This window comes from Pedococcus sp. P1_H8 (genome assembly GCF_056405175.1).
Map to the genome: position 1 here is coordinate 37162 of NZ_JBFUCP010000009.1, position 20034 is coordinate 57195.

The following is a 20034-nucleotide window of genomic DNA, read 5'->3' on the forward strand; positions in this document are numbered from 1 at the left end:
TACCGCGCCGACCCCGCCGACCGCGGCCGACCGAGCCCGATCCGCGCCACATCCACCGACCCCATGTCCGCGCCCCCACCAGCGACAGACCAAGGACCACCACCCGTGAACTCCGACATCACCCGCCTCAGCGCTGCCGAGCTCGCGTACGCGCTCGGCTCCCGTGAGCTCAGCTCCGTCGAGGTCGTGCAGGCCCACCTCGACCGCATTGCCGCCGTCGACGCCGATGTGCACGCCTACCTCCACGTGGACGGCGAGGGAGCCCTCGGGGCGGCCCGTGCCGTCGACCAGCGCCGCGCCTCGGGCGAGGACCTGCATGTCCTCGCCGGCGTGCCGATCGCCGTCAAGGACGTGATGGCGACCCAGGGCCTGCCGACGACCTGCGGCTCCAAGATCCTCGAGGGGTGGATCCCGCCCTACGACGCCACTGTTGTGGCCCGCCTCAAGGCAGCCGGTATGCCGATCCTCGGCAAGACCAACATGGACGAGTTCGCGATGGGCTCGTCCACCGAGCATTCCGCCTACGGCCCCACCCACAACCCGTGGGACCTCACCCGCATCCCCGGCGGTTCGGGAGGCGGCTCCTCCGCCGTCGTCGCGGCATACGAGGCGCCGTTGGCGATCGGCACCGACACCGGCGGCTCGATCCGCCAGCCGGCGTCGGTCACGGGCACGGTCGGCGTCAAGCCGACCTACGGCGGGGTCTCCCGCTACGGCCTGGTGGCGCTGGCCTCCAGCCTGGACCAGGCCGGTCCGTGCACGCGCACCGTCCTCGACGCTGCCCTGCTGCACTCGGTCATCGGGGGCCACGACCCGATGGACTCCACCTCGATCAACGCCCCGGTGCCCTCGGTCGTCGAGGCGGCCCGCCGCGCGGACGTCAGGGGGCTCAAGGTCGGAGTGATCAAGGAGCTCGGCGGCGAGGGCTACCAGGCCGGCGTGCGCGCCCGCTTCGACGAGTCCGTCGCCCTGCTCCAGGAGGCCGGTGCCGAGGTCGTCGAGGTGTCGTGCCCGAGCTTCGACTACGCGCTCGCGGCCTACTACCTCATCCTGCCCAGCGAGGCGTCCTCCAACCTCGCGAAGTTCGACGCGATGCGCTACGGCCTGCGGGTGCTGCCCGAGGGCATCGACGACCCCAGCGCCGAGCAGGTCATGGCCGCCACCCGCGACGCCGGGTTCGGTGACGAGGTCAAGCGCCGCATCATCCTGGGGACGTACGCCCTGTCGAGCGGCTACTACGACGCCTACTACGGCCAGGCCCAGAAGGTCCGCCGACTCATCGCGGACGACTTCACCTCGGCGTTCGAGCAGGTCGACGTGCTGGTCAGCCCGACCGCGCCCACCACCGCCTTCAAGCTGGGCGACAAGCTCGACGACCCGATGTCGATGTACCTCCAGGACGTCGCGACCATCCCCGCCAACCTCGCGGGGGTGCCTGGCATGTCCCTGCCGAGCGGACTCGCCGACGAGGACGGCCTGCCCACCGGCATCCAGATCCTGGCGCCGGCGACCAAGGACGAGCGGCTCTACAACGTGGGCGCTGCGCTGGAGAAGATGCTTGTCGACAGGTGGGGCGGCTCGCTGCTGGCCAAGGCCCCCCAGCTGACCGCGAAGGGAGCGTGACCACGATGAACACGGCTATGGCCACCGCCGAGGAGATCGTCGACTACGACGAGGCGCTCGAGCGCTACGACCCCGTGATGGGTCTCGAGGTGCACGTCGAGCTCAACACGGCGACCAAGATGTTCTGCGGGTGCGCCACCGAGTTCGGCGCCGAACCCAACACCCAGGTCTGCCCGGTCTGCCTCGGCCTGCCGGGCGCGCTGCCCGTCGTCAATGAGAAGGCTGTGGAGTCGGCCATCCGGATCGGCCTGGCGCTCAACTGCGAGATCGCGGAGTGGTGCCGGTTCGCCCGGAAGAACTACTTCTACCCGGACATGCCGAAGAACTTCCAGACGAGCCAGTACGACGAGCCGATCGCGTTCGAGGGCCACCTCGACGTCGAGCTGTCCGACGGCACGGTCTACCGGGTCGCGATCGAGCGCGCCCACATGGAGGAGGACACCGGGAAGTCGCTGCACATCGGTGGCGCGACCGGACGCATCCACGGCGCCGACCACTCGTTGGTCGACTACAACCGGGCAGGCATACCCCTCATCGAGATCGTCACCAAGCCGCTCACCGGTGCCGGTGAGCGGGCGCCCGAGGTGGCCAAGGCCTACGTCGGCGCCCTGCGCGAGCTGCTGCGCGCCCTCGGCGTCTCCGACGTCAAGATGGAGCAGGGCTCGTTGCGCTGCGATGCCAATGTGTCGTTGCGCCCCAAGGCAACCGGGGACCAGGACCAGGACGCCGTGCCACTCGGCACCCGCACCGAGACCAAGAACGTCAACTCCCTGCGCAGCGTCGAACGCGCGGTGCGTTACGAGATCACCCGGCACGCGGCGATCCTCGACAAGGGCGACAAGATCACCCAGGAGACGCGCCACTGGCACGAGGACACCGGGGTCACCACGAGTGGCCGCGAGAAGTCCGATGCCGAGGACTACCGCTACTTCCCCGAGCCCGACCTCGTGCCTGTCGCGCCGACGCGCGAGACCGTCGAGGAGCTGCGTGGCACGCTGCCCGAGGCGCCCGGACTTCGCCGCAAGCGGCTCCAGACCGACTGGGGCTACAGCGACCTCGAGATGCGCGACGTCATGAACGCCGGCGCGGTCGAGCTGATCGAGGAGACCGTGGCTGCGGGCGCGACGCCGGCCGGTGCGCGCAAGTGGTGGACCGGAGAGCTGGCCCGTCGCGCGAACGTCGAGGGCCGCTCGGTGGAGGACTTCGGAGTCACGCCCGCCCACATCGCCGAGCTCGACGGGCTGGTCCGTGGCGGCCGCCTCAACGACTCGATGGCCCGTCAGGTCCTCGACGGGGTCATCGACGGTGAGGGCACGCCCACTGAGGTCGCCGACGCTCGTGGCCTCGAGCTGGTGCAGGACGACGGCGCCCTCGAGGCGGCTGTCGACAAGGTCATCGACGCCAACGCCGAGGTGGCCCAGAAGGTGCGCGACGGCAAGGTCCAGGCGGCCGGTGCCCTCATCGGTCAGGTGATGAAGGAGATGCGGGGTCAGGCCGACGCAGGCAAGGCCCGCGAGCTGATCCTGGCCAAGCTCTCCTGAGGCCGCCGCCCCCTGTTGGAAGTGGAACTTCCGGATATCCGGAAGTACAGCCGGCCATCCGGACCCACCACGGCGTCACGCAGCCGACCGTACCGACCCTGGAGCAGTCGCTTGGGAGACCCGATGCCGTTGGCAGTCAAGGGAACTCGCCACAGCGACTGACCTCGCAGGGCAGCCATCCAGACCGCGCCGTCAACCACGGCGATCCCACTCGGCGACGCGTCGGAGGTCGCCCACTGGGCAAGGGGGTCGGTGAACCGGGAGCGACCCGCCCTTCCCTCGACGACCGGCCAGCCGTAGTTGCGTCCCGGCACGATGAGGTTGAGCTCGTCCCAGGTGTTCTGCCCGAACTCGCTCGCGAACATCCGACCGTCGGGGGACCACGCGATGCCCTGCACGTTGCGGTGCCCGTAGGTCCAGACCGGGGAGTTGCCGAACGGGTTGCCCGGCGCGGGTTTGCCGTCGGTCGTGATCCGCAGGATCTTGCCGCCGAGGGCGGCCTTGTCCTGGGACCGCTCGGACCGTCCGGCGTCGCCGGTGGTGACGTAGAGATAGCCGTCGGGACCGAAGGCAAGTCGTCCGCCGTTGTGGTTGCCAGCCTTGGGTATGCCGCGCAGCACGACGGTCGGCTTGGTCGCCTTGCCGCCGGTGAAGGTCAGCCGGACGACACGGTTGTCGTCTGCGGCGGTGAAGTAGACGAAGATGCTCCGGTCGCTCGCGAACCGTGGTGACACGGCGACACCCAGCAGGCCTCCTTCGCCGTCCGGCCGCACGCCCGGGATCTGGCCGAGGACAGTGGGCGCGTGGCCCGGCCGGACGTGCAGGAGCCGGGCCCTGTCTCGCAGCGTGACCAGGGCGGAGCCGTCGGGGAGGAACGCGATGGCCCACGGGACGTCGAGGTTGGTCGCGACGGTGGACGTCGCCGGGACTTCGGCCTTGGTCGGCGTCGTCGTCGGGGTCGTCGAGGCGCTGCTCGTGGTGGTCGTCGAGCCGCTCGGAGTCGAGGTGGTTGTGGTCGATGTGGTCAGCACGGGGGCCGTGACGCTCGCTCCGTCGCCCGATCCGTCCGTGCCCGAGCACCCGTTGACGAGCAGCAGGGCAGCCACCCCAGTGGTGACTGCGGCCCCTGCGGAGGTGCGCCATCGACGAAACGGTGGACGCGGCATACCCCATTGTGCGTGATGCCGGCGCGTTCGCACCTGACGGCGGCTCCGCACGCCCCTGACAGCGGCTGGGCAAAGCACCTGACAGCGCGGCGGGTCGGCCGCTCACCCGGACGGGCCGCACCGGCCCCTCTCGGTGCGGGCTAGCGTGGGAGGCATGACGATGGTGACCCTGCCGGGGCAGGAATGGGTGGACGCCGTGGGACCGATCTCGGGAGTCGAGCTCGCCGTGTGGGACCTCGACGGCGCTCCGGACCGGGCCGACGAGATCAAGGTGGTCGTCCCGCCCTACATCGGGGCCGGAGGCCGCCTGGGCGCCCTGTCGCACCTGCCGAACCTCGAGCTGGTGCAGCTCCTGACGGCCGGCTACGACGACGTGCAGGCCGTGCTGCCCGAAGGGGTGCGGCTCGCGAACGCCACCGGGGTCCACGATGCGTCGACGGCCGAGCTGGCGGTGGCGCTCACCCTCGCGAGCCTGCGTGACTTCCCGGACTTCTTTGCGGCGCAACGCGAACGCACCTGGCTGCCGTCGACCTTCCACCAGGCCCTGGCCGACAAACGGGTGCTGGTCCTGGGCTACGGCGCCATCGGCCGGGCGATCGCCGCTCGGCTCACGCCGTTCGAGGTACAGGTGACCGCGGTGGCGAGCCGCGCGCGGGCGGGGGACGAGTTCGTGCGGTCCGTCCACGGGGTCGACGAGCTGCCGGACCTGCTGCAACGGCACGACGTCGTCATCGTGATCGTGCCGTTGAGTGCGTCCACGGCGGGTCTGGTCGACGACGCCTTCCTGGCCGCCCTGCCCGATGGTGCACTGGTCGTCAACGTCGCGCGCGGTGGTGTGGTCGACACCGACGCGTTGGTGCGCCACACGGCGGCCGGCCGGATCCGGGCTGCCCTGGACGTCACCGACCCCGAGCCGCTGCCGCCGGACCACCCGCTGTGGAGCACGCCGGGAGTGATGATCACTCCGCACGTGGGAGGGGCCTCGACCGCCTTCATGCCGCGGGCAGCGCGGCTGCTCCAGGAGCAGCTGGGGGCGTATGCCGCCGGGAGACCGTTGCGGAACCTGGTCTGAGCTTCCCTCGGCCACCGATGCCTTCGGCTTTCCGGCGATGACAGCGGCCCTCCAGCGATGAGTTCTGCTGCGGGTTCGGGTCGGTATCGCCAACACGTGTCGAACGGCCAGAGGAGTGCCAGTATGGGAAACATGGGTGAGACCGTCGTCGGGATCGGCACGCGCAAGGGGTTGTGGCTGGCTCGCAGTGAGGACCGGCAGTCGTGGCGGATCGAGGGTCCGCACTTCCTGATGAGCGAGGTGCTGTCGCTGTTGTTCGACACCCGCACCGACCCGACCCGACTGCTCGTGGGGTTCCGCTCCTCGCACTGGGGTCCCTCGTTGCAGCACTCCGACGACCTCGGCGCCAGCTGGGTCGAGCACCCCGACGGGTCGATCCGGTTCCCGGACGACACCGACACCGCCCTCAAGGCGACCTGGCAGCTGGTGGCCGACCCGCACGACCCCGCGGTGGTCTGGGCGGGCACCGAACCCCAGGGGCTGTGGCGCAGCGCGGACCGTGGTGAGACGTTCGAGCTCAACCGCGGGCTGTGGGAGCACCCCCACCGACCCGAGTGGGGCGAAGGGTTCGGCGGCGGGGCCATCCACACGGTCCTGCCGAGCCCGGTCGACGCCGACAGCATGCTCGTCGCGATGAGCACGGGTGGCGTCTACAACACCCGCGACGCCGGGGCGTCGTGGAATCCGGGCAACACCGGCATCCACGCCTACTTCCAGCCCCACGACGAGTGGCCCGAGTTCGGCCAGTGCGTCCACAAGGTGGTGCGCGACAGCGGCACCCCGACTCGGCTCTACGCCCAGAACCACAAGGGCGTCTACCGCTCGGACGACGACGGGGTCACCTGGACGTCGATCGAGGCAGGGCTGCCGACGAACTTCGGGATGACCGCCCTGGCCCACCCGCGTCGCGGCGACACCATGTGGCTGGTGCCGATCGCCTCCGACGGTGAACGCATCCCACCAGCGGCCGAGCTGCAGGTCCAGCGCACGGACGACGCCGGGGCGACCTGGCGGACCCAGCACGAGGGGCTGCCCTCCCCGAGCTACACGAACGTCCTGCGCGACGCCGCAGGCCTGGACAACCATCCCGACGAGCCGGGCCTCTACCTCGGCACGCGCAACGGCGAGGTCTACGGCTCGGTCGACGGCGGCGACTCGTTCACCCGCATCGTCGAACAGCTGCCCGACGTGCTCTGCGTCCGGGCGGTCACCCTCCCATGACGGCCCGCGTGGTGCTGCCGGGCCTGTTGCGCGACCTGGCCGACGGTGCGGCCGAGCTGCCCGTCGAGCTGGGGGCGCAGGCCTCGCTCGCGGACGTGCTCGACCGGGCCTTCGAGCCGTGGCCGATCCTCGCCTCACGCATCCGGGACGAGCGGGGTCAGATCCGCCGTCACGTCAACGTCTTCGTCGACGGTGAGGACGCCAAGCGCGCCGACGGCGTGCAGACGGTCGTCACCCCCAACTCGACCGTGCACGTCATCAACGCCGTCTCCGGCGGGTAGGCGCCGAGTCTGAAGGATCCGCAGGGCCAGGGCACGGCAAAGCCTTCAGACTCGCGGGGGTGGTTTCGCTCAGGCGGTCCAGAGCCCTTCGTCCCAGGCCCGCTCCAGCACACCCACGTAGGGCGTGAGGTCCCACCCGCGCTCGGTGAGCCAGGCGTCGTTGCGGTACGTCCCGGCATACCTCTCCGAGCCGTCGCACAGCAGCGAGACGATGCTGCCGCCCTCACCGCGCTCGGCCATCTCGCACGCCAGGCGCATCGCGCCGAACAGGTTGGTGCCGGTGGAGGCGCCACCGCGCAGGCCGGTGCGTTCGGTGAGGAAGCGCATGGCAGCGACGGACGCGGAGTCGGGCACGAGCATCATCCGGTCGACGACGCTCGGCACGAAGCTCGGCTCGACCCGCGGCCGCCCGATGCCCTCGATGCGCGACCCGCACGCTGCCGTGACACCGGCCTCGTCGCCGCAGAACGCGGGGAGGAAGGCCGAGTGCTCGGGGTCCACCACGCAGACCTGGCTGGCCAGCCCCCGGTAGCGCACGTAGCGCCCGATCGTCGCGCTCGTGCCACCGGTGCCCGCGCCGACGACGACCCAGTGGGGGACCGGGTGCCGCTCGCGACCCATCTGCTCGAAGATCGACTCCGCGATGTTGTTGTTGCCGCGCCAGTCGGTCGCGCGCTCGGCATAGGTGAACTGGTCGAGGTAGTGGCCGCCACGCTCCTCGGCGAGCTGTCGCGCCACTTCGTAGACCTCGCCCGCGTCGTCCACGAAGTGGCACTGGCCGCCCTCGCGCTCGATCAGGGCGATCTTCTCCGGGCTGGTCGTCCGCACCATGACGGCGATGAAGGGCAGCCCGAGCATCCGCGCAAAGTAGGCCTCGCTCACCGCCGTCGACCCACTCGAGGCCTCGATGACCGTGGTCCCGTCGTGCAGCTCGCCGTTGCACAGGGCGTAGAGGAACAGCGACCGCGCCAGGCGGTGCTTGAGGCTGCCCGTCGGGTGCGTCGACTCGTCCTTGAGGTAGAGGTCGACGTCCGGCAGCCCGGGGAGTGGCACGTGCACGAGGTGGGTGTCGGCGCTGCGGTTGGCGTCGGCCTGGATGCGGCGGATCGCCTCGTCGAGCCATGGCCGGTCGGTCGGTGCGGTCGCCCTGACGTCGATCAGGGCGGGCGGCTGCTCCATCGGTCGTTCCTCACTGGACGGAGAGGTATGCCGCGGCCGCGGGTTCACTGCCGTGGGTCCACCTCGTCGTGGTGGGACGAAGGGTAGCGCCGTCGTGGGTGCCGATCTGGGTCGGTATGTCGCCGCGCGCTGAGCGCTGGTGTCAAGACTGGTTGTTGTCGCCCAACGGGTCCATGCTCGGGGTATGACCCTCGCCAGTGATGACAAGGTGCTCATCCTCTTCCGCCACGCCAAGGCCGAGCAGGTCATCGGCAAGCCCGACCACGAGCGCGCGCTCACCGGACGCGGCAGGCGCGATGCCCGGGCGGCCGGTGTCTGGATGCACGAGCACGAGCTCGGTCCCGAGCTGGTGTTGTGCTCGACGGCGATGCGCACCCGGCAGACGTGGGCTGCGGCGGTCGAGGGGGGAGCCTGCGGCGAGACGATCGAGTTCGACGACGGCATCTACTCCGGCGGCGCGCAGACCGTGCTGCAGACGGTCCGCGAGACGGCAGGCGAGGCGCAGGTCGTGATGGTGGTGGGGCACAACCCCACGATGGCGGCGCTCGCCAGCGGGCTGTCCGAGGGGGATGGCTCGTCGGCGGCCCACGAGTGCCTGGCCGCAGGGTTCCCCACCTCGTCGCTGGCCGTGCTGCGCTACGCCGGACCCTGGTCGGGGCTCGACTTCGGAACCGCCGCCCTCGAGCGGTGCCACACCTCGCGCGGGTGACCGCGCGGCCCACCTCGGTGGCTGGTGGTCCCTTGCTTTCGGTCTGTGAGACCGGCGTCCCACCCTGTGGACCCGAGTTCTAGACTCGGCACATGACGACCACCGAACCCGCCGCGGGGGCAGCCACCAACGGCGTCGACATCAAGCCGCGCAGCCGCGACGTCACCGACGGCATCGAGAAGACCGCGGCGCGCGGGATGCTCCGCGCGGTGGGCATGGGAGACGACGACTGGGTCAAGCCGCAGATCGGGGTGGCCAGCTCGTGGAACGAGATCACGCCCTGCAACCTGTCCCTCGACCGGCTCGCCAAGGCTGTCAAGGACGGCGTGCACGCGGCCGGTGGGTACCCGCTCGAGTTCGGCACGATCTCGGTCAGCGACGGCATCTCGATGGGCCACGAGGGCATGCACTTCTCCCTCGTGAGCCGCGAGATCATCGCGGATTCCGTGGAGACGGTGATGAATGCCGAGCGGCTCGACGGATCGGTCCTGCTTGCCGGTTGCGACAAGTCGCTGCCGGGCATGCTCATGGCGGCGGCCCGCCTCGACCTGTCGAGCGTGTTCCTCTATGCCGGGTCGATCCTCCCGGGGATCGCCAAGATGTCCGACGGCTCCGAGAGGACCGTGACGATCATCGACGCCTTCGAGGCGGTGGGCGCCTGCGCCGCGGGGCTGATGTCGCGGGCCGACGTCGACGCGATCGAGCGGGCGATCTGTCCGGGTGAAGGTGCCTGCGGCGGCATGTACACCGCGAACACGATGGCCTCGGTCGCCGAGGCCATCGGGATGTCGTTGCCCGGTTCGGCCGCCCCGCCCGCCACCGACCGTCGCCGCGACGGGTTCGCGCGCAAGTCGGGCGAGGCCGTCGTCGGGCTGCTGCGGCGGGGGATCACCGCCCGCGACATCATGACCAAGGAGGCGTTCGAGAACGCCATCGCCGTCGTGATGGCGTTCGGTGGTTCCACCAACGCCGTGCTCCACCTGCTGGCGATCGCCAACGAGGCCGAGGTCGACCTGACCCTCGACGACTTCTCGCGCATCGGAGCCAAGGTGCCGCACCTGGCCGACGTGAAGCCGTTCGGCCAGTACGTCATGACCGACATCGACCGGGTGGGGGGAGTGCCCGTCGTCATGCGCGCCCTGCTCGACGCCGGACTCCTGCACGGCGACTGCCTGACGGTCACCGGCAGGACGATGGCCGAGAACCTCGCCGACATCGCACCTCCGGACGTCGACGGCAAGGTCGTCCGGGCGATGCAGGAGCCGATCCACAAGACCGGTGGGATCACGATCCTCAAGGGTTCGCTCGCCCCCGAAGGGGCGGTGGTGAAGTCGGCCGGCTTCGACTCCGACGTCTTCGAGGGCACCGCACGGGTCTTCGACGGCGAACGCGCCGCCATGGACGCCGTCGCGCAGGGATCGCTCAAGGCGGGCGACGTCGTCGTCATCCGCTACGAAGGACCCAAGGGCGGTCCGGGTATGCGCGAGATGTTGGCCGTGACCGGTGCCATCAAGGGCGCCGGGCTGGGCAAGGACGTGCTGCTGCTCACCGACGGTCGCTTTTCCGGCGGGACCACGGGTCTGTGCGTCGGCCACGTGGCGCCGGAGGCTGTCGACGGCGGTCCCATCGCCTTCGTCCGGGACGGTGACCGCATCACGCTCGACGTCGCCAACGGCGTGCTCGACGTCCACGTCGACGAGGCGGAGCTGGCTCGTCGCGCGGAGGGCTTCGTGCCGCCCGAGTCCAAGTACCCCCGCGGTGTCCTGGCCAAGTACCGCAAGCTCGTCGGCAGTGCCAGTGGCGGGGCCGTCTGCGGCTGACCTCGGCCCCGTCTTCCTCCCACTTGTTGCGGCACGGTGGTCACGGACCGCCGGAATCGAGGGCCCGGTGACGACCAGGACGCAACAAGTCGGGGGAGCGCTGCGACTTGTTGCCGGGAGATCGTCACCGGGGCTCCACATCGGGCCCTCGTGACCAGCAGGGAGCAACAAGTCGGCGGGGCACCGGGGCTGAGCCCGGTGGTGAGGTTCTGTGACTGAGACGACAGGTCCGGATCGTGGGACCGGTTGTCTCGCACGTTGACACCCTTGGGACCGCGCGGGAGAGTTCTCATGTGGCACGAATTCTCGTACTTCATTAGCGCGCAGGCTCCTCGAGCCCGCGCGCTGCCCTCCGTCGTCCTCACCCGAGGACTGGAGGGCTTTTTCATGAGCAAATACAGCGTGAGCAGATGCAGCGTGAGCAGATCCACAGAACCGAAAGCGGTAGCGACGTGAGCGACACGAAACCGGCCCCGAGTCCGGCGCCCAGTCCACCCAGCGCGGCCAGTCCACCCAGCCCGTCCAGGCTGGCCGAACAGGCGAGGGCGAAGGTTCCGGCCCAGGTGACCGGCGCCCAGAGCCTGGTGCTCTCCCTCGAGGCCATGGAGGTCGACACGGTCTTCGGGATCCCCGGCGGGGCGATCCTGCCGGCCTACGACCCGCTGCTCGACTCGGTCAAGGTCCGCCACATCCTGGTCCGCCATGAGCAGGGCGCCGGCCACGCGGCCGAGGGCTATGCCAGCGCGACCGGCAAGGTCGGGGTCTGCATGGCGACGTCGGGTCCGGGTGCCACCAACCTCGTGACCGCGATCGCCGACGCCTACATGGACTCGGTGCCGATCGTGGCCATCACCGGCCAGGTCGCCTCCGCAGCCATCGGCACGGATGCCTTCCAGGAGGCCGACATCCGTGGCATCACGATGCCGATCACCAAGCACAACTACCTCGTCACCGATGCCTCGCAGATCCCTCGCGTCATCGCCGAGGCGTTCCACATCGCCTCCACGGGCCGTCCGGGCCCCGTCCTCGTCGACATCTCGAAGGATGCGCTCCAGGCGAAGACGACCTTCGCGTGGCCGCCCAAGTTCGACCTGCCCGGCTACCGCCCCGTCGCCCGGCCGCACAACAAGCAGATCCGCGAGGCCGCTCGGCTGATCGCCCAGGCCAAGCGCCCGGTGTTCTACGTGGGTGGCGGGGTCATCCGCGCGAACGCCTCCGACGCGTTGCGCGAGTTCGTCGAGCTGACCCAGATCCCCGTCGTGACCACCCTGATGGCACGCGGTGCCGTCCCGGACAGCCACCCGCTCCACCTCGGGATGCCAGGCATGCACGGCTCGGTCGCCGCGGTGACGGCACTGCAGAAGTCCGACCTCCTCATCACCCTCGGAGCCCGCTTCGACGACCGCGTGACTGGCCAGCTGTCGACGTTCGCACCTGAGGCCAAGGTCATCCACGCCGACATCGACCCCGCCGAGATCTCCAAGAACCGCAACGCCGACGTCCCCATCGTCGGTGACGTGCTCGAGGTCATCGGTGAGCTCATCAAGGCGGTCGCCGCCGACCGCGAGGCCGGGACCATCGGCGACTACGACGCCTGGCGCGACCAGACGGCCGGGTGGAAGGCCACCTTCCCGCTCGGCTACACCACGCCCGAGGGCGAGGAGAGCGTGTCCCCGCAGTACGTCATCGAGCGCATCGGCGCCATCAGCGGACCCGAGTCGGTCTACGTCGCCGGTGTCGGCCAGCACCAGATGTGGGCGGCCCAGTTCGTCCAGTACGAACGCCCGAACGCCTGGCTCAACTCGGGCGGCCTCGGGACGATGGGGTATGCCGTGCCGGCCGCCATGGGCGCGAAGGTCGCCCAGCCGGACCGCGTGGTCTGGGCCATCGACGGGGACGGCTGCTTCCAGATGACCAACCAGGAGCTCGCGACCTGCGTCATCAACAACATCCCGATCAAGGTCGCGATCATCAACAACAGCAGCCTGGGCATGGTCCGCCAGTGGCAGTCGTTGTTCTACAACAAGCGCTACTCCAACACCGACCTGCACACCTCCGTGGGCAGCCGCATCCCCGACTTCGTCAAGCTCGCTGACGCCTACGGCTGCGTTGGCCTGCGGTGCGAACGCCCGGAGGACGTCGACGCCACCATCAAGAAGGCCATGGAGATCAACGACGTCCCGGTGATCATCGACTTCGTCGTCCACCGCGACGCCATGGTCTGGCCGATGGTCCCGGCGGGCGTCAGCAACGACGCCATCCAGGTCGCGAAGGACACCGCGCCGCAGTGGGATCGTGAAGAGGACGAAGCCACCGAGCAGCCCGAGGACGCGGACAAGGACGGTAGGTAGATGGCGATGAGCAAGCACACCCTGTCGGTCCTGGTCGAGAACAAGCCCGGCGTCCTGGCCCGCATCGCCGCGCTGTTCTCGCGGCGCGGCTTCAACATCGACTCCCTCGCCGTGGGTCCCACCGAGCACCCGGAGATCTCGCGGATGACCGTGGTCGTCGACGTCGACGCGCTGCCGCTGGAGCAGGTCACCAAGCAGCTCAACAAGCTCATCGAGGTCCTCAAGGTCGTCGAGCTCGAGCCCACGGCCTCGGTCCAGCGCGAGATCCTGCTGGTCAAGGTGCGCACCGACGTGCACAGTCGCAGCCATGTGCTCGAGACGGTTCAGCTGTTCCGTGCCAAAGTGGTCGATGTCGCCAGCGACACCCTGACCATCGAGGTCACCGGCAACCGCGACAAGCTCGCCGCCTTCCTCGAGGTCATCGAGCCGTTCGGGGTCAAGGAGCTCGTCCAGTCCGGCATGGTCGCGATCGGCCGCGGTACGCGGTCGATCACCGACCGGGCGCTCCGGACGGCCTAACCCGCAGGGGACCGATGGCAGCCGCGCCGCGGCGACCACGCGGCATACCTGAAGGTCATTGCAGTCCAACAGATTTCACCGATCACCCGAAGCAAGCCAGACAACACTAAGGAGTGGCCACCGTGGCCGAGATGTTCTACGACGACGACGCTGACCTGAGCGTGATCCAGGGCAAGAAGGTGGCCGTCATCGGCTACGGCAGCCAGGGCCACGCCCACGCGCTGAACCTGCGTGACTCCGGGGTGGACGTCCGCGTCGGCCTCGCCGAGGGCAGCAAGAGCCGCGCCAAGGCCGAGGCCGAAGGGCTCACCGTGCGGTCCGTGGCAGACGCCGTGAAGGAAGCCGACCTCGTCGTCATCCTCACGCCCGACCAGGTGCAGCGCACGGTCTACGCCAACGACATCGCGCCGAACCTCAAGGAGGGCGCTGGCCTGCTCTTCGGGCACGGCTTCAACATCCGCTTCGACTACATCAAGCCCGAGGCCGGCTCTGACGTGATCATGGTGGCCCCCAAGGGCCCCGGCCACCTCGTGCGCCGTGAGTACGTCGACGGCCGCGGCGTCCCCGTGCTGCTCGCCGTCGAGCAGGACGCCTCTGGTGGCGCCTGGGCGCTGGCCCAGTCCTACGCCAAGGCCATCGGCGGTCTGCGCGCCGGCGGCATCAGGACGACCTTCACCGAGGAGTGCGAGACCGACCTGTTCGGTGAGCAGGCCGTCCTCTGCGGTGGCGCGTCCCAGCTGGTGCAGTACGGCTTCGAGACGCTGGTCGAGGCCGGCTACCAGCCCGAGGTGGCCTACTTCGAGTGCCTGCACGAGCTCAAGCTGATCGTCGACCTGATGGTCGAGGGTGGCATCGCCAAGCAGCGCTGGTCGGTCTCCGACACGGCCGAGTACGGCGACTACGTCTCCGGCCCGCGGGTCATCGACCCCAGCGTCAAGGAGAACATGCAGGCCGTCCTCGCCGACATCAAGAACGGCGCGTTCGCCAAGCGGTTCATCGACGACCAGGACGCCGGCGGCCCGGAGTTCAAGGCGCTGCGCGAGAAGGGCGCCCAGCACCCGATCGAGGGGACCGGCAAGGAGCTGCGCAAGCTGATGAGCTGGATCAAGGAGACGGACTCCGACTACGTCGAGGGCTCCGCCGCCCGCTGACGACAGCGCGAGGACCCGAGCGACGGTGGAGCGAGGCCCGCAGCGCCGAGGAAGCTGGCGCCGGGGTCCGGCCCGCTGACGGTCTCGATGAGGTATGCCGGCCGGTCCCGTTCGCGGGGCCGGCCGGCGTCGTTGTCCCCAGGTTGTCCCCAACGGTGGACAAACATTCAACAGCCCCGGTTGACGGCGGCCCCTGCGTGTCACATGTCGAGCCGTGGCATCCACATGCTGAGCGCCGTCGTATGCTGACCGCGGGCACAGCGCGGTGCCGGACCCCCATCAGTGACCCCTCAGTGATCCACCACTGACCCACCAAAGGACTGATACGTGAGCAAGCCGATCGTGCTGATCGCCGAGGAACTCTCGCCCGCCACCCTCGACGCCCTCGGGCCCGACTTCGAGGTGCGCCACGTCGACGGAGCATCCCGTGAGGCCCTCCTCCCGGCACTCGCCGACGCCGACGCGGTACTCATCCGTTCCGCCACGAAGATGGACGCAGAGGCCATCGCCGCCGCCAAGAAGCTCAAGGTGATCGCCCGCGCAGGAGTCGGTCTCGACAACGTCGACGTGCCGGCCGCCACCCGCGCCGGTGTCATGGTCGTCAACGCGCCGACTTCCAACATCACCTCGGCGGCGGAGCTCGCCGTCGGTCTCCTGCTGTCCACGGCGCGCAACATCGCCCCCGCCAACCAGGCTCTCAAGCAGGGTGCCTGGAAGCGCAGCAAGTACGGCGGTGTCGAGCTGCTCGACAAGAAGGTCGGCGTCGTCGGGTTCGGTCGCATCGGCCAGCTCGTCGCCGAGCGCCTGAAGGGCTTCGGCATGGAGATCCTTGCCTACGACCCCTACGTCTCGGCGCAGCGCGCCGGTCAGCTGGGTGCGCAGCTGGTCACCCTCGACGAGCTGCTCGAGCAGAGCGACTTCATCACCGTGCACCTGCCCAAGAACGCGGAAACCGTGGGCCTGATCGGCAAGGAGGCCCTGACCAAGGTCAAGCCCACCGTGCGCATCATCAACGCCGCCCGCGGCGGCATCGTCGACGAGGAGGCCCTGGCGGAGGCGCTGCGCGAGGGTCGGGTCGCCGGGGCCGGCATCGACGTCTTCGCCACCGAGCCCACGACCGAGAGCCCGCTGTTCGAGCACGAGTCCGTCGTCGTGACGCCGCACCTCGGTGCGTCGACCGACGAGGCCCAGGAGAAGGCCGGCGTGGCGGTCGCGAAGTCCGTGCGGCTCGCTCTCGGCGGCGACCTCGTCCCCGACGCCGTCAACGTGTCCAGTGGCGTGGTCCCCGAGGAAGTGCGGCCCGGTATCGCCCTCGTCGAGAAGCTGGGGCGCATCTTCACCTCCCTCGCCGGCTCGGTGCCGGTGCAGCTGGATGTCGACGTCCGGGGGGAGATCACCCAGCACGACGTGTCGATCTGGAAGCTCGCCGCCCTCAAGGGACTGTTCACCGACGTGACCGAGGACCCGGTGACCTATGTCAACGCGCCACTGCTCGCCGAGCAGCGTGGGTGCGAGGTGCGCCTGCTCACGGACCCGACGATGCAGGACTTCCGCAACGTCACGATCCTGCGCGGGACCCTGGCCGACGGTGCCACGATCAGTGTGTCCGGCACCCTCACGGGTCCGCGCCTGATCGAGAAAATCGTGGGGGTCAACGGCTTCGACCTCGAGGTGCCGCTCACCGAGCACCTCGCCTTCTTCACCTACGTCGACCGTCCCGGCGTCATCGGCACCGTGGGCAGGCTGCTGGGCGACGCCGACGTCAACATCGCCGGGATGCAGGTGGCCCGCAACGAGAAGGGCGGCCAGGCGCTGGTTGCGCTCACCGTCGACAGCACCATCCCTGCCGACGTGCTCGCCGCGATCGTCACCGAGATCGGTGCCGACGTGAGCGTCGTCGACCTGAGCTGAAACCCCGGCGCCGCACGCCGCAGGAAACCACGAAGCAAGCCAAGCACGAGGTATGCCGGCCGGTCCCGTTGTGGGGRCCGGCCGGAGCACCCGCTGCGAGGCGAGGTTCGACACGTTCGTGCCCGCACCAAGCCGGTGCAGGTCGAGCTCCCGGGCTCGCTGGACCAGGAACTCGAGCGCGGCCACGGCAAGGCCGCGGCGCAGGTGGGCGTGGTCGATCCAGTACCCCACGTCCGCGCCGCACATCGGCCCCCGCACGATGTTCTGGAGGGTCGCAGTGCCGACGACGTCGTCACCGTGCCACAGCAGCCAGGCGTCGAACAGCCCGAGCTCGACCTGGCGCAGGCGGTCGCGGATCGCCTCGCGCTGGCCTTCCTCGGTGAAGAACGCGTCGGGCCGGACAGGCGCCGGCCGGAGGTGCTCCCGGTTGCGGGCGTACGCGGCAGCGAGGGCGGCATCGTCATCGAGCGACAGGGGGCGCAGGTCATAACCGTCGGGGAGCACGTCGCCACCCTAGGCACGGGGGAATTCCGGCGACGTGGAGGGCCGTCCGGGGCTGAGGCGAGCACTGTGGCGGCGGTCACGTCCAGCCATGTCTCACGGAATGGGAAACGGGTGTCATTTAGTTGGACGTCCACGTAACCTCGAAGACATGACGCGGCAGGTCGTAATTCTTATCCGCCGCGGCGAGTTCCGGTAGTCAGCCCACTCGCCGCGGAGATCCCGCGTGCGTGGCTGACAGTGGCGCCCCGTTAACCGGAGAGCGCCCCGCGAGACGCCGAGAACCCAGACAAACCCGAACCCTGTTGGGACACAGGGGTATCCGCAAAGGAATGAGTGACATGAGCGAAGAGGCTGAGAAGGCACGTCAGGCACTGCAGGAGTCGATGGACCTGCGCGAGCAGGGTCATTCCGACGACTGACGTCGGCGGCGAGATCCTCCGCACCGTCGTGGTGCGACGACGAACGGCTTCGGGCACCTGCTCGAAGCCGTTCGTCATGTGAGACACCAGTATCAGATCGCAAGACCGTCTTTAGGCTGGAGAGCATGGCTTCCGAGAGCAGTGGCAACGACACCGTCAACCTCGCCGTCATCGGCGGGGACGGGATCGGTCCGGAGGTCGTGGCCGAGGGCATCAAGGCCCTTGAGACCGTCACTGCCGGCACGGGCACCAAGTTCCACACGACCGAGTACGACCTCGGCGCTCGTCGCTGGCACGCCACCGGCGAGACGCTGCCCGACTCGGTGCTCGAGGAGCTCCGCGGCCACGACGCGATCCTCCTCGGGGCGATCGGCGACCCCACCGTCCCCAGCGGCGTGCTCGAGCGCGGTGTGCTCCTCCCGCTGCGCTTCGCCCTCGAGCAGTACGTCAACCTCCGCCCGGCCAAGCTCTACCCGGGAGTGTTGAGCCCGCTGGCCGTGGAGCGGGTGGCGCCCGAGGGAATCGACTTCGTGGTGGTCCGTGAGGGCACCGAGGGTCCCTACGTCGGCAACGGTGGTTCGTTGCGCACCGGCACCCCGAACGAGATCGCCACCGAGGTCAGCGTGAACACCCGGTTCGGCGTCGAGCGGGTCGTCCGTGACGCCTTCGCGCGGGCGCAGGCGCGGCCCCGCAAGCACCTGACCCTCGTCCACAAGCACAACGTGCTCACCCACGCCGGTCACCTGTGGCGCCGCACCGTCGACGAGGTGGGTGCCGAGTTCCCCGAGGTCACGACGGCCTATCAGCACGTCGACGCGGCCACGATCTTCCTGGCCACCGACCCGGGTCGGTTCGACGTGATCGTCACCGACAACCTGTTCGGCGACATCATCACCGACATCGCCGCGGCGATCGTCGGCGGCATCGGCCTCGCCGCCAGCGCCAACATCAACCCCGAGCGCACGGCGCCGAGCATGTTCGAGCCCGTTCACGGCTCTGCACCCGACATCGCAGGGCAGGCCAAGGCCGATCCGACCGCCACCATCCTCTCGGTCGGGATGTTGCTCGAGCACCTGGGCCGGGCCGACGAGGCCGCCCGCATCGAACGGGCGGTCGCGTCCGACCTCGCCACGAGGGGCAGCGCCGTACGCAGCACGCCCGAGGTCGGCGACGCCATCGCGTCCCTGCTCTAGGGCACGTCCTCCGGCGGCGCCCGCCACTCCTGCCCGACGCGCCGGCCGGGGCGGGTAATCTCGGCAGGAGACCGTGCACTGACGCGCAGCACGACGCTCCGATCCGCGCAGGACCGGGGCACCCACGTAGGAGGACTCCATGAGCCAGACCACCGCACCGTTGACCTTCGAGGTCACCCGCCGCACCGACCCCCGGCCGGACGCGGAGCGCGAGGCGGTACTGGCCAACCCGGGCTTCGGCACGACCTTCACCGACCACATGGTCACGGCGATGTGGCGCAAGGGCGAGGGATGGGGCGAGGGCAAGGTCACGGCCTACGGACCCATCACCCTCATGCCGTCGGCGGCGGTGCTGCACTATGCCCAGGAGATCTTCGAGGGGATGAAGGCCTACCGCCACGCGGACGGGTCGATCTGGACCTTCCGCCCGGAGGCGAACGCCCAGCGGATGCGGCGCAGCGCCCGCCGGATGACGCTGCCCGAGCTGCCCGAGGAGGACTTTCTCGGCTCGCTGCGCGCCCTGGTCGAGGTCGACCAGGCATGGGTGCCCTCCGGTGCCAGTGGTGAGTCGAGCCTGTACCTGCGGCCCTTCATGTATGCCTCGGAGGCCTTCCTGGGTGTGCGACCGGCGTCCGAGGTGACCTACTCGGTCATCGCCTCGCCGGCCGGCGCCTACTTCGGCGGCGGCATCAAGCCCGTCACCCTCTGGCTCTCGACCGACTACGCGCGCGCCGGCGAGGGCGGCACCGGCGCGGCGAAGTGCGGCGGCAACTACGCCTCGAGCCTCGCGGGCCAGCTCGAGGGCATCGAGAACGGCTGCGACCAGGCGGTGTTCCTCGACGCGTCGACGCACACCTACGTCGAGGAGCTCGGCGGGATGAACCTGTTCTTCGTGACCAAGGACAACAAGCTGATCACTCCCGAGCTCACCGGCTCCATCCTCGAGGGCGTCACGCGTTCCTCGGTGCTCGCGCTCGCCAAGGAGATGGGGCTCGAGCCCGAGGAGCGACGCATTCCGATCCAGGAGTGGAAGGACGGCGCGGCCAGCGGCGACATCGTCGAGATCTTTGCCTGCGGCACCGCGGCTGTCATCACGCCGGTGGGCGAGCTGCGCTGGGCCGGTGGGTCCTGCGACCACCGGGGCGGCATCGACTACGGCGAGGTGACCCGCACCATCCGCGAGCGGCTCCTCGACATCCAGTACGGCCGCACCGAAGACACCCACGGCTGGTTGACGCGCCTGGTCTGACCCGGGCCCCTTCCCGGTCTGACGCCGCGAGGTGACTAGTCAATGGTTTGTGATTGGACCATTGACAGGGTGAGTCTCGTGGGTGAAATATCGGCTCCACTTCGCACCGAAGACTAGGAGCCCGT

At 69.6% G+C, this 20034-nt stretch carries 16 protein-coding genes and 1 pseudogene; 14 read left to right on the top strand and 3 right to left on the bottom strand.

Annotated elements, in window-relative coordinates; all coding sequences use genetic code 11:
- Nucleotides 1-63 precede the first annotated feature (63 nt).
- Together gatA and gatB are read left to right on the top strand one after the other, a co-directional pair.
- Nucleotides 64-1623: an Asp-tRNA(Asn)/Glu-tRNA(Gln) amidotransferase subunit GatA gene (gene gatA, locus AC1DYG_RS14235; protein WP_477640528.1), complete on the top strand. Its 1560-nt coding sequence runs from the start codon at nucleotides 64-66 to the stop codon at nucleotides 1621-1623.
- A 5-nt stretch (nucleotides 1624-1628) separates the two neighbouring features.
- Nucleotides 1629-3164 carry an Asp-tRNA(Asn)/Glu-tRNA(Gln) amidotransferase subunit GatB gene (gatB, locus tag AC1DYG_RS14240; protein WP_477640529.1) on the top strand — a complete coding sequence of 512 codons (1536 nt, stop codon included), beginning with the start codon at nucleotides 1629-1631 and terminating at the stop codon, nucleotides 3162-3164.
- Here the strand turns inward: gatB and AC1DYG_RS14245 are convergent.
- A complete protein-coding gene (locus AC1DYG_RS14245) occupies nucleotides 3113-4330 on the bottom strand; it encodes a PQQ-dependent sugar dehydrogenase (protein WP_477640530.1) in 1218 nt (405 codons plus the stop codon). The genes gatB and AC1DYG_RS14245 overlap by 52 nt on opposite strands.
- Before the next feature lie 154 nt (nucleotides 4331-4484).
- Between AC1DYG_RS14245 and AC1DYG_RS14250 the strand changes: the two genes are divergently transcribed.
- The 3 genes from AC1DYG_RS14250 to AC1DYG_RS14260 all read left to right on the top strand — a co-directional run bounded on the left by AC1DYG_RS14250 (nucleotide 4485) and on the right by AC1DYG_RS14260 (nucleotide 6904).
- Complete coding sequence (locus AC1DYG_RS14250) at nucleotides 4485-5402, top strand: 2-hydroxyacid dehydrogenase (RefSeq protein ID WP_477640531.1); 918 nt, start codon at nucleotides 4485-4487, stop codon at nucleotides 5400-5402.
- Nucleotides 5403-5534: 132 nt separating this feature from the next.
- Entirely contained in the window at nucleotides 5535-6623 is a 1089-nt protein-coding gene (locus AC1DYG_RS14255; RefSeq protein WP_477640532.1) for a WD40/YVTN/BNR-like repeat-containing protein, read from the top strand.
- On the top strand, nucleotides 6620-6904 hold the full coding sequence (locus AC1DYG_RS14260; RefSeq protein WP_477640533.1) for a MoaD/ThiS family protein: 285 nt from the start codon (nucleotides 6620-6622) through the stop codon (nucleotides 6902-6904). The genes AC1DYG_RS14255 and AC1DYG_RS14260 overlap by 4 nt, the downstream gene beginning before the upstream one ends.
- A 69-nt stretch (nucleotides 6905-6973) precedes the next feature.
- Here the strand turns inward: AC1DYG_RS14260 and AC1DYG_RS14265 are convergent, their stop codons facing one another.
- On the bottom strand, nucleotides 6974-8083 hold the full coding sequence (locus tag AC1DYG_RS14265; protein WP_477640534.1) for a PLP-dependent cysteine synthase family protein: 1110 nt from the start codon (nucleotides 8081-8083) through the stop codon (nucleotides 6974-6976).
- Between the two features lie 184 nt (nucleotides 8084-8267).
- On the opposite strand from AC1DYG_RS14265, the gene AC1DYG_RS14270 reads away from it, so the two are divergent.
- From AC1DYG_RS14270 to serA, 6 genes are all read left to right on the top strand, one after another.
- A complete protein-coding gene (locus AC1DYG_RS14270) occupies nucleotides 8268-8792 on the top strand; it encodes a SixA phosphatase family protein (protein WP_477640535.1) in 525 nt (174 codons plus the stop codon).
- Nucleotides 8793-8884: 92 nt separating this feature from the next.
- The gene (gene ilvD, locus AC1DYG_RS14275; RefSeq protein WP_477640536.1) at nucleotides 8885-10612 is read left to right on the top strand and encodes a dihydroxy-acid dehydratase; all 1728 of its coding nucleotides are present in this window, start codon (nucleotides 8885-8887) and stop codon (nucleotides 10610-10612) included.
- A 410-nt stretch (nucleotides 10613-11022) separates the two neighbouring features.
- On the top strand, nucleotides 11023-12963 hold the full coding sequence (locus tag AC1DYG_RS14280; protein ID WP_477640537.1) for an acetolactate synthase large subunit: 1941 nt from the start codon (nucleotides 11023-11025) through the stop codon (nucleotides 12961-12963).
- A 6-nt stretch (nucleotides 12964-12969) separates the two neighbouring features.
- Nucleotides 12970-13482 carry an acetolactate synthase small subunit gene (gene ilvN / locus AC1DYG_RS14285; protein ID WP_140741388.1) on the top strand — a complete coding sequence of 171 codons (513 nt, stop codon included), beginning with the start codon at nucleotides 12970-12972 and terminating at the stop codon, nucleotides 13480-13482.
- A gap of 122 nt (nucleotides 13483-13604) precedes the next feature.
- Nucleotides 13605-14633 (top strand): ketol-acid reductoisomerase, encoded by a 1029-nt coding sequence (gene ilvC, locus AC1DYG_RS14290; RefSeq protein WP_477640538.1) that lies wholly within the window; start codon nucleotides 13605-13607, stop codon nucleotides 14631-14633.
- A gap of 327 nt (nucleotides 14634-14960) precedes the next feature.
- Entirely contained in the window at nucleotides 14961-16544 is a 1584-nt protein-coding gene (gene serA, locus AC1DYG_RS14295) for a phosphoglycerate dehydrogenase (RefSeq protein WP_477640539.1), read from the top strand.
- A gap of 141 nt (nucleotides 16545-16685) precedes the next feature.
- On the opposite strand, the pseudogene AC1DYG_RS14300 reads toward serA, so the two are convergent.
- Nucleotides 16686-17048, bottom strand: a pseudogene (locus AC1DYG_RS14300) (GNAT family N-acetyltransferase); the annotation flags it as partial.
- 329 nt (nucleotides 17049-17377) lie between these two features.
- Between AC1DYG_RS14300 and AC1DYG_RS14305 the strand changes: the two are divergent.
- The 3 genes from AC1DYG_RS14305 to AC1DYG_RS14315 all read left to right on the top strand — a co-directional run bounded on the left by AC1DYG_RS14305 (nucleotide 17378) and on the right by AC1DYG_RS14315 (nucleotide 19909).
- Nucleotides 17378-17467, top strand: a complete 90-nt coding sequence (locus AC1DYG_RS14305) for a 3-isopropylmalate dehydrogenase (RefSeq protein ID WP_477615543.1) — start codon at nucleotides 17378-17380, stop codon at nucleotides 17465-17467.
- A 125-nt stretch (nucleotides 17468-17592) separates the two neighbouring features.
- A complete protein-coding gene (locus AC1DYG_RS14310; protein ID WP_477640540.1) occupies nucleotides 17593-18660 on the top strand; it encodes a 3-isopropylmalate dehydrogenase in 1068 nt (355 codons plus the stop codon).
- A gap of 139 nt (nucleotides 18661-18799) precedes the next feature.
- Nucleotides 18800-19909: a branched-chain amino acid aminotransferase gene (locus AC1DYG_RS14315; RefSeq protein WP_477640541.1), complete on the top strand. Its 1110-nt coding sequence runs from the start codon at nucleotides 18800-18802 to the stop codon at nucleotides 19907-19909.
- Nucleotides 19910-20034 lie beyond the last annotated feature (125 nt).

Bases quoted from the DNA above. Each gene is read 5' to 3' on its own strand.
- gatA (WP_477640528.1), top strand. From the start codon at position 64: ATGTCCGCGCCCCCACCAGCGACAGACCAAGGACCACCACCCGTGAAC.
- gatB (WP_477640529.1), top strand. From the start codon at position 1,629: ATGAACACGGCTATGGCCACCGCCGAGGAGATCGTCGACTACGACGAG.
- AC1DYG_RS14245 (WP_477640530.1), bottom strand. From the start codon at position 4,330: ATGCCGCGTCCACCGTTTCGTCGATGGCGCACCTCCGCAGGGGCCGCA.
- AC1DYG_RS14250 (WP_477640531.1), top strand. From the start codon at position 4,485: ATGACGATGGTGACCCTGCCGGGGCAGGAATGGGTGGACGCCGTGGGA.
- AC1DYG_RS14255 (WP_477640532.1), top strand. From the start codon at position 5,535: ATGGGTGAGACCGTCGTCGGGATCGGCACGCGCAAGGGGTTGTGGCTG.
- AC1DYG_RS14260 (WP_477640533.1), top strand. From the start codon at position 6,620: ATGACGGCCCGCGTGGTGCTGCCGGGCCTGTTGCGCGACCTGGCCGAC.
- AC1DYG_RS14265 (WP_477640534.1), bottom strand. From the start codon at position 8,083: ATGGAGCAGCCGCCCGCCCTGATCGACGTCAGGGCGACCGCACCGACC.
- AC1DYG_RS14270 (WP_477640535.1), top strand. From the start codon at position 8,268: ATGACCCTCGCCAGTGATGACAAGGTGCTCATCCTCTTCCGCCACGCC.
- ilvD (WP_477640536.1), top strand. From the start codon at position 8,885: ATGACGACCACCGAACCCGCCGCGGGGGCAGCCACCAACGGCGTCGAC.
- AC1DYG_RS14280 (WP_477640537.1), top strand. From the start codon at position 11,023: ATGCAGCGTGAGCAGATCCACAGAACCGAAAGCGGTAGCGACGTGAGC.
- ilvN (WP_140741388.1), top strand. From the start codon at position 12,970: ATGAGCAAGCACACCCTGTCGGTCCTGGTCGAGAACAAGCCCGGCGTC.
- AC1DYG_RS14305 (WP_477615543.1), top strand. From the start codon at position 17,378: ATGAGTGACATGAGCGAAGAGGCTGAGAAGGCACGTCAGGCACTGCAG.
- AC1DYG_RS14310 (WP_477640540.1), top strand. From the start codon at position 17,593: ATGGCTTCCGAGAGCAGTGGCAACGACACCGTCAACCTCGCCGTCATC.
- AC1DYG_RS14315 (WP_477640541.1), top strand. From the start codon at position 18,800: ATGAGCCAGACCACCGCACCGTTGACCTTCGAGGTCACCCGCCGCACC.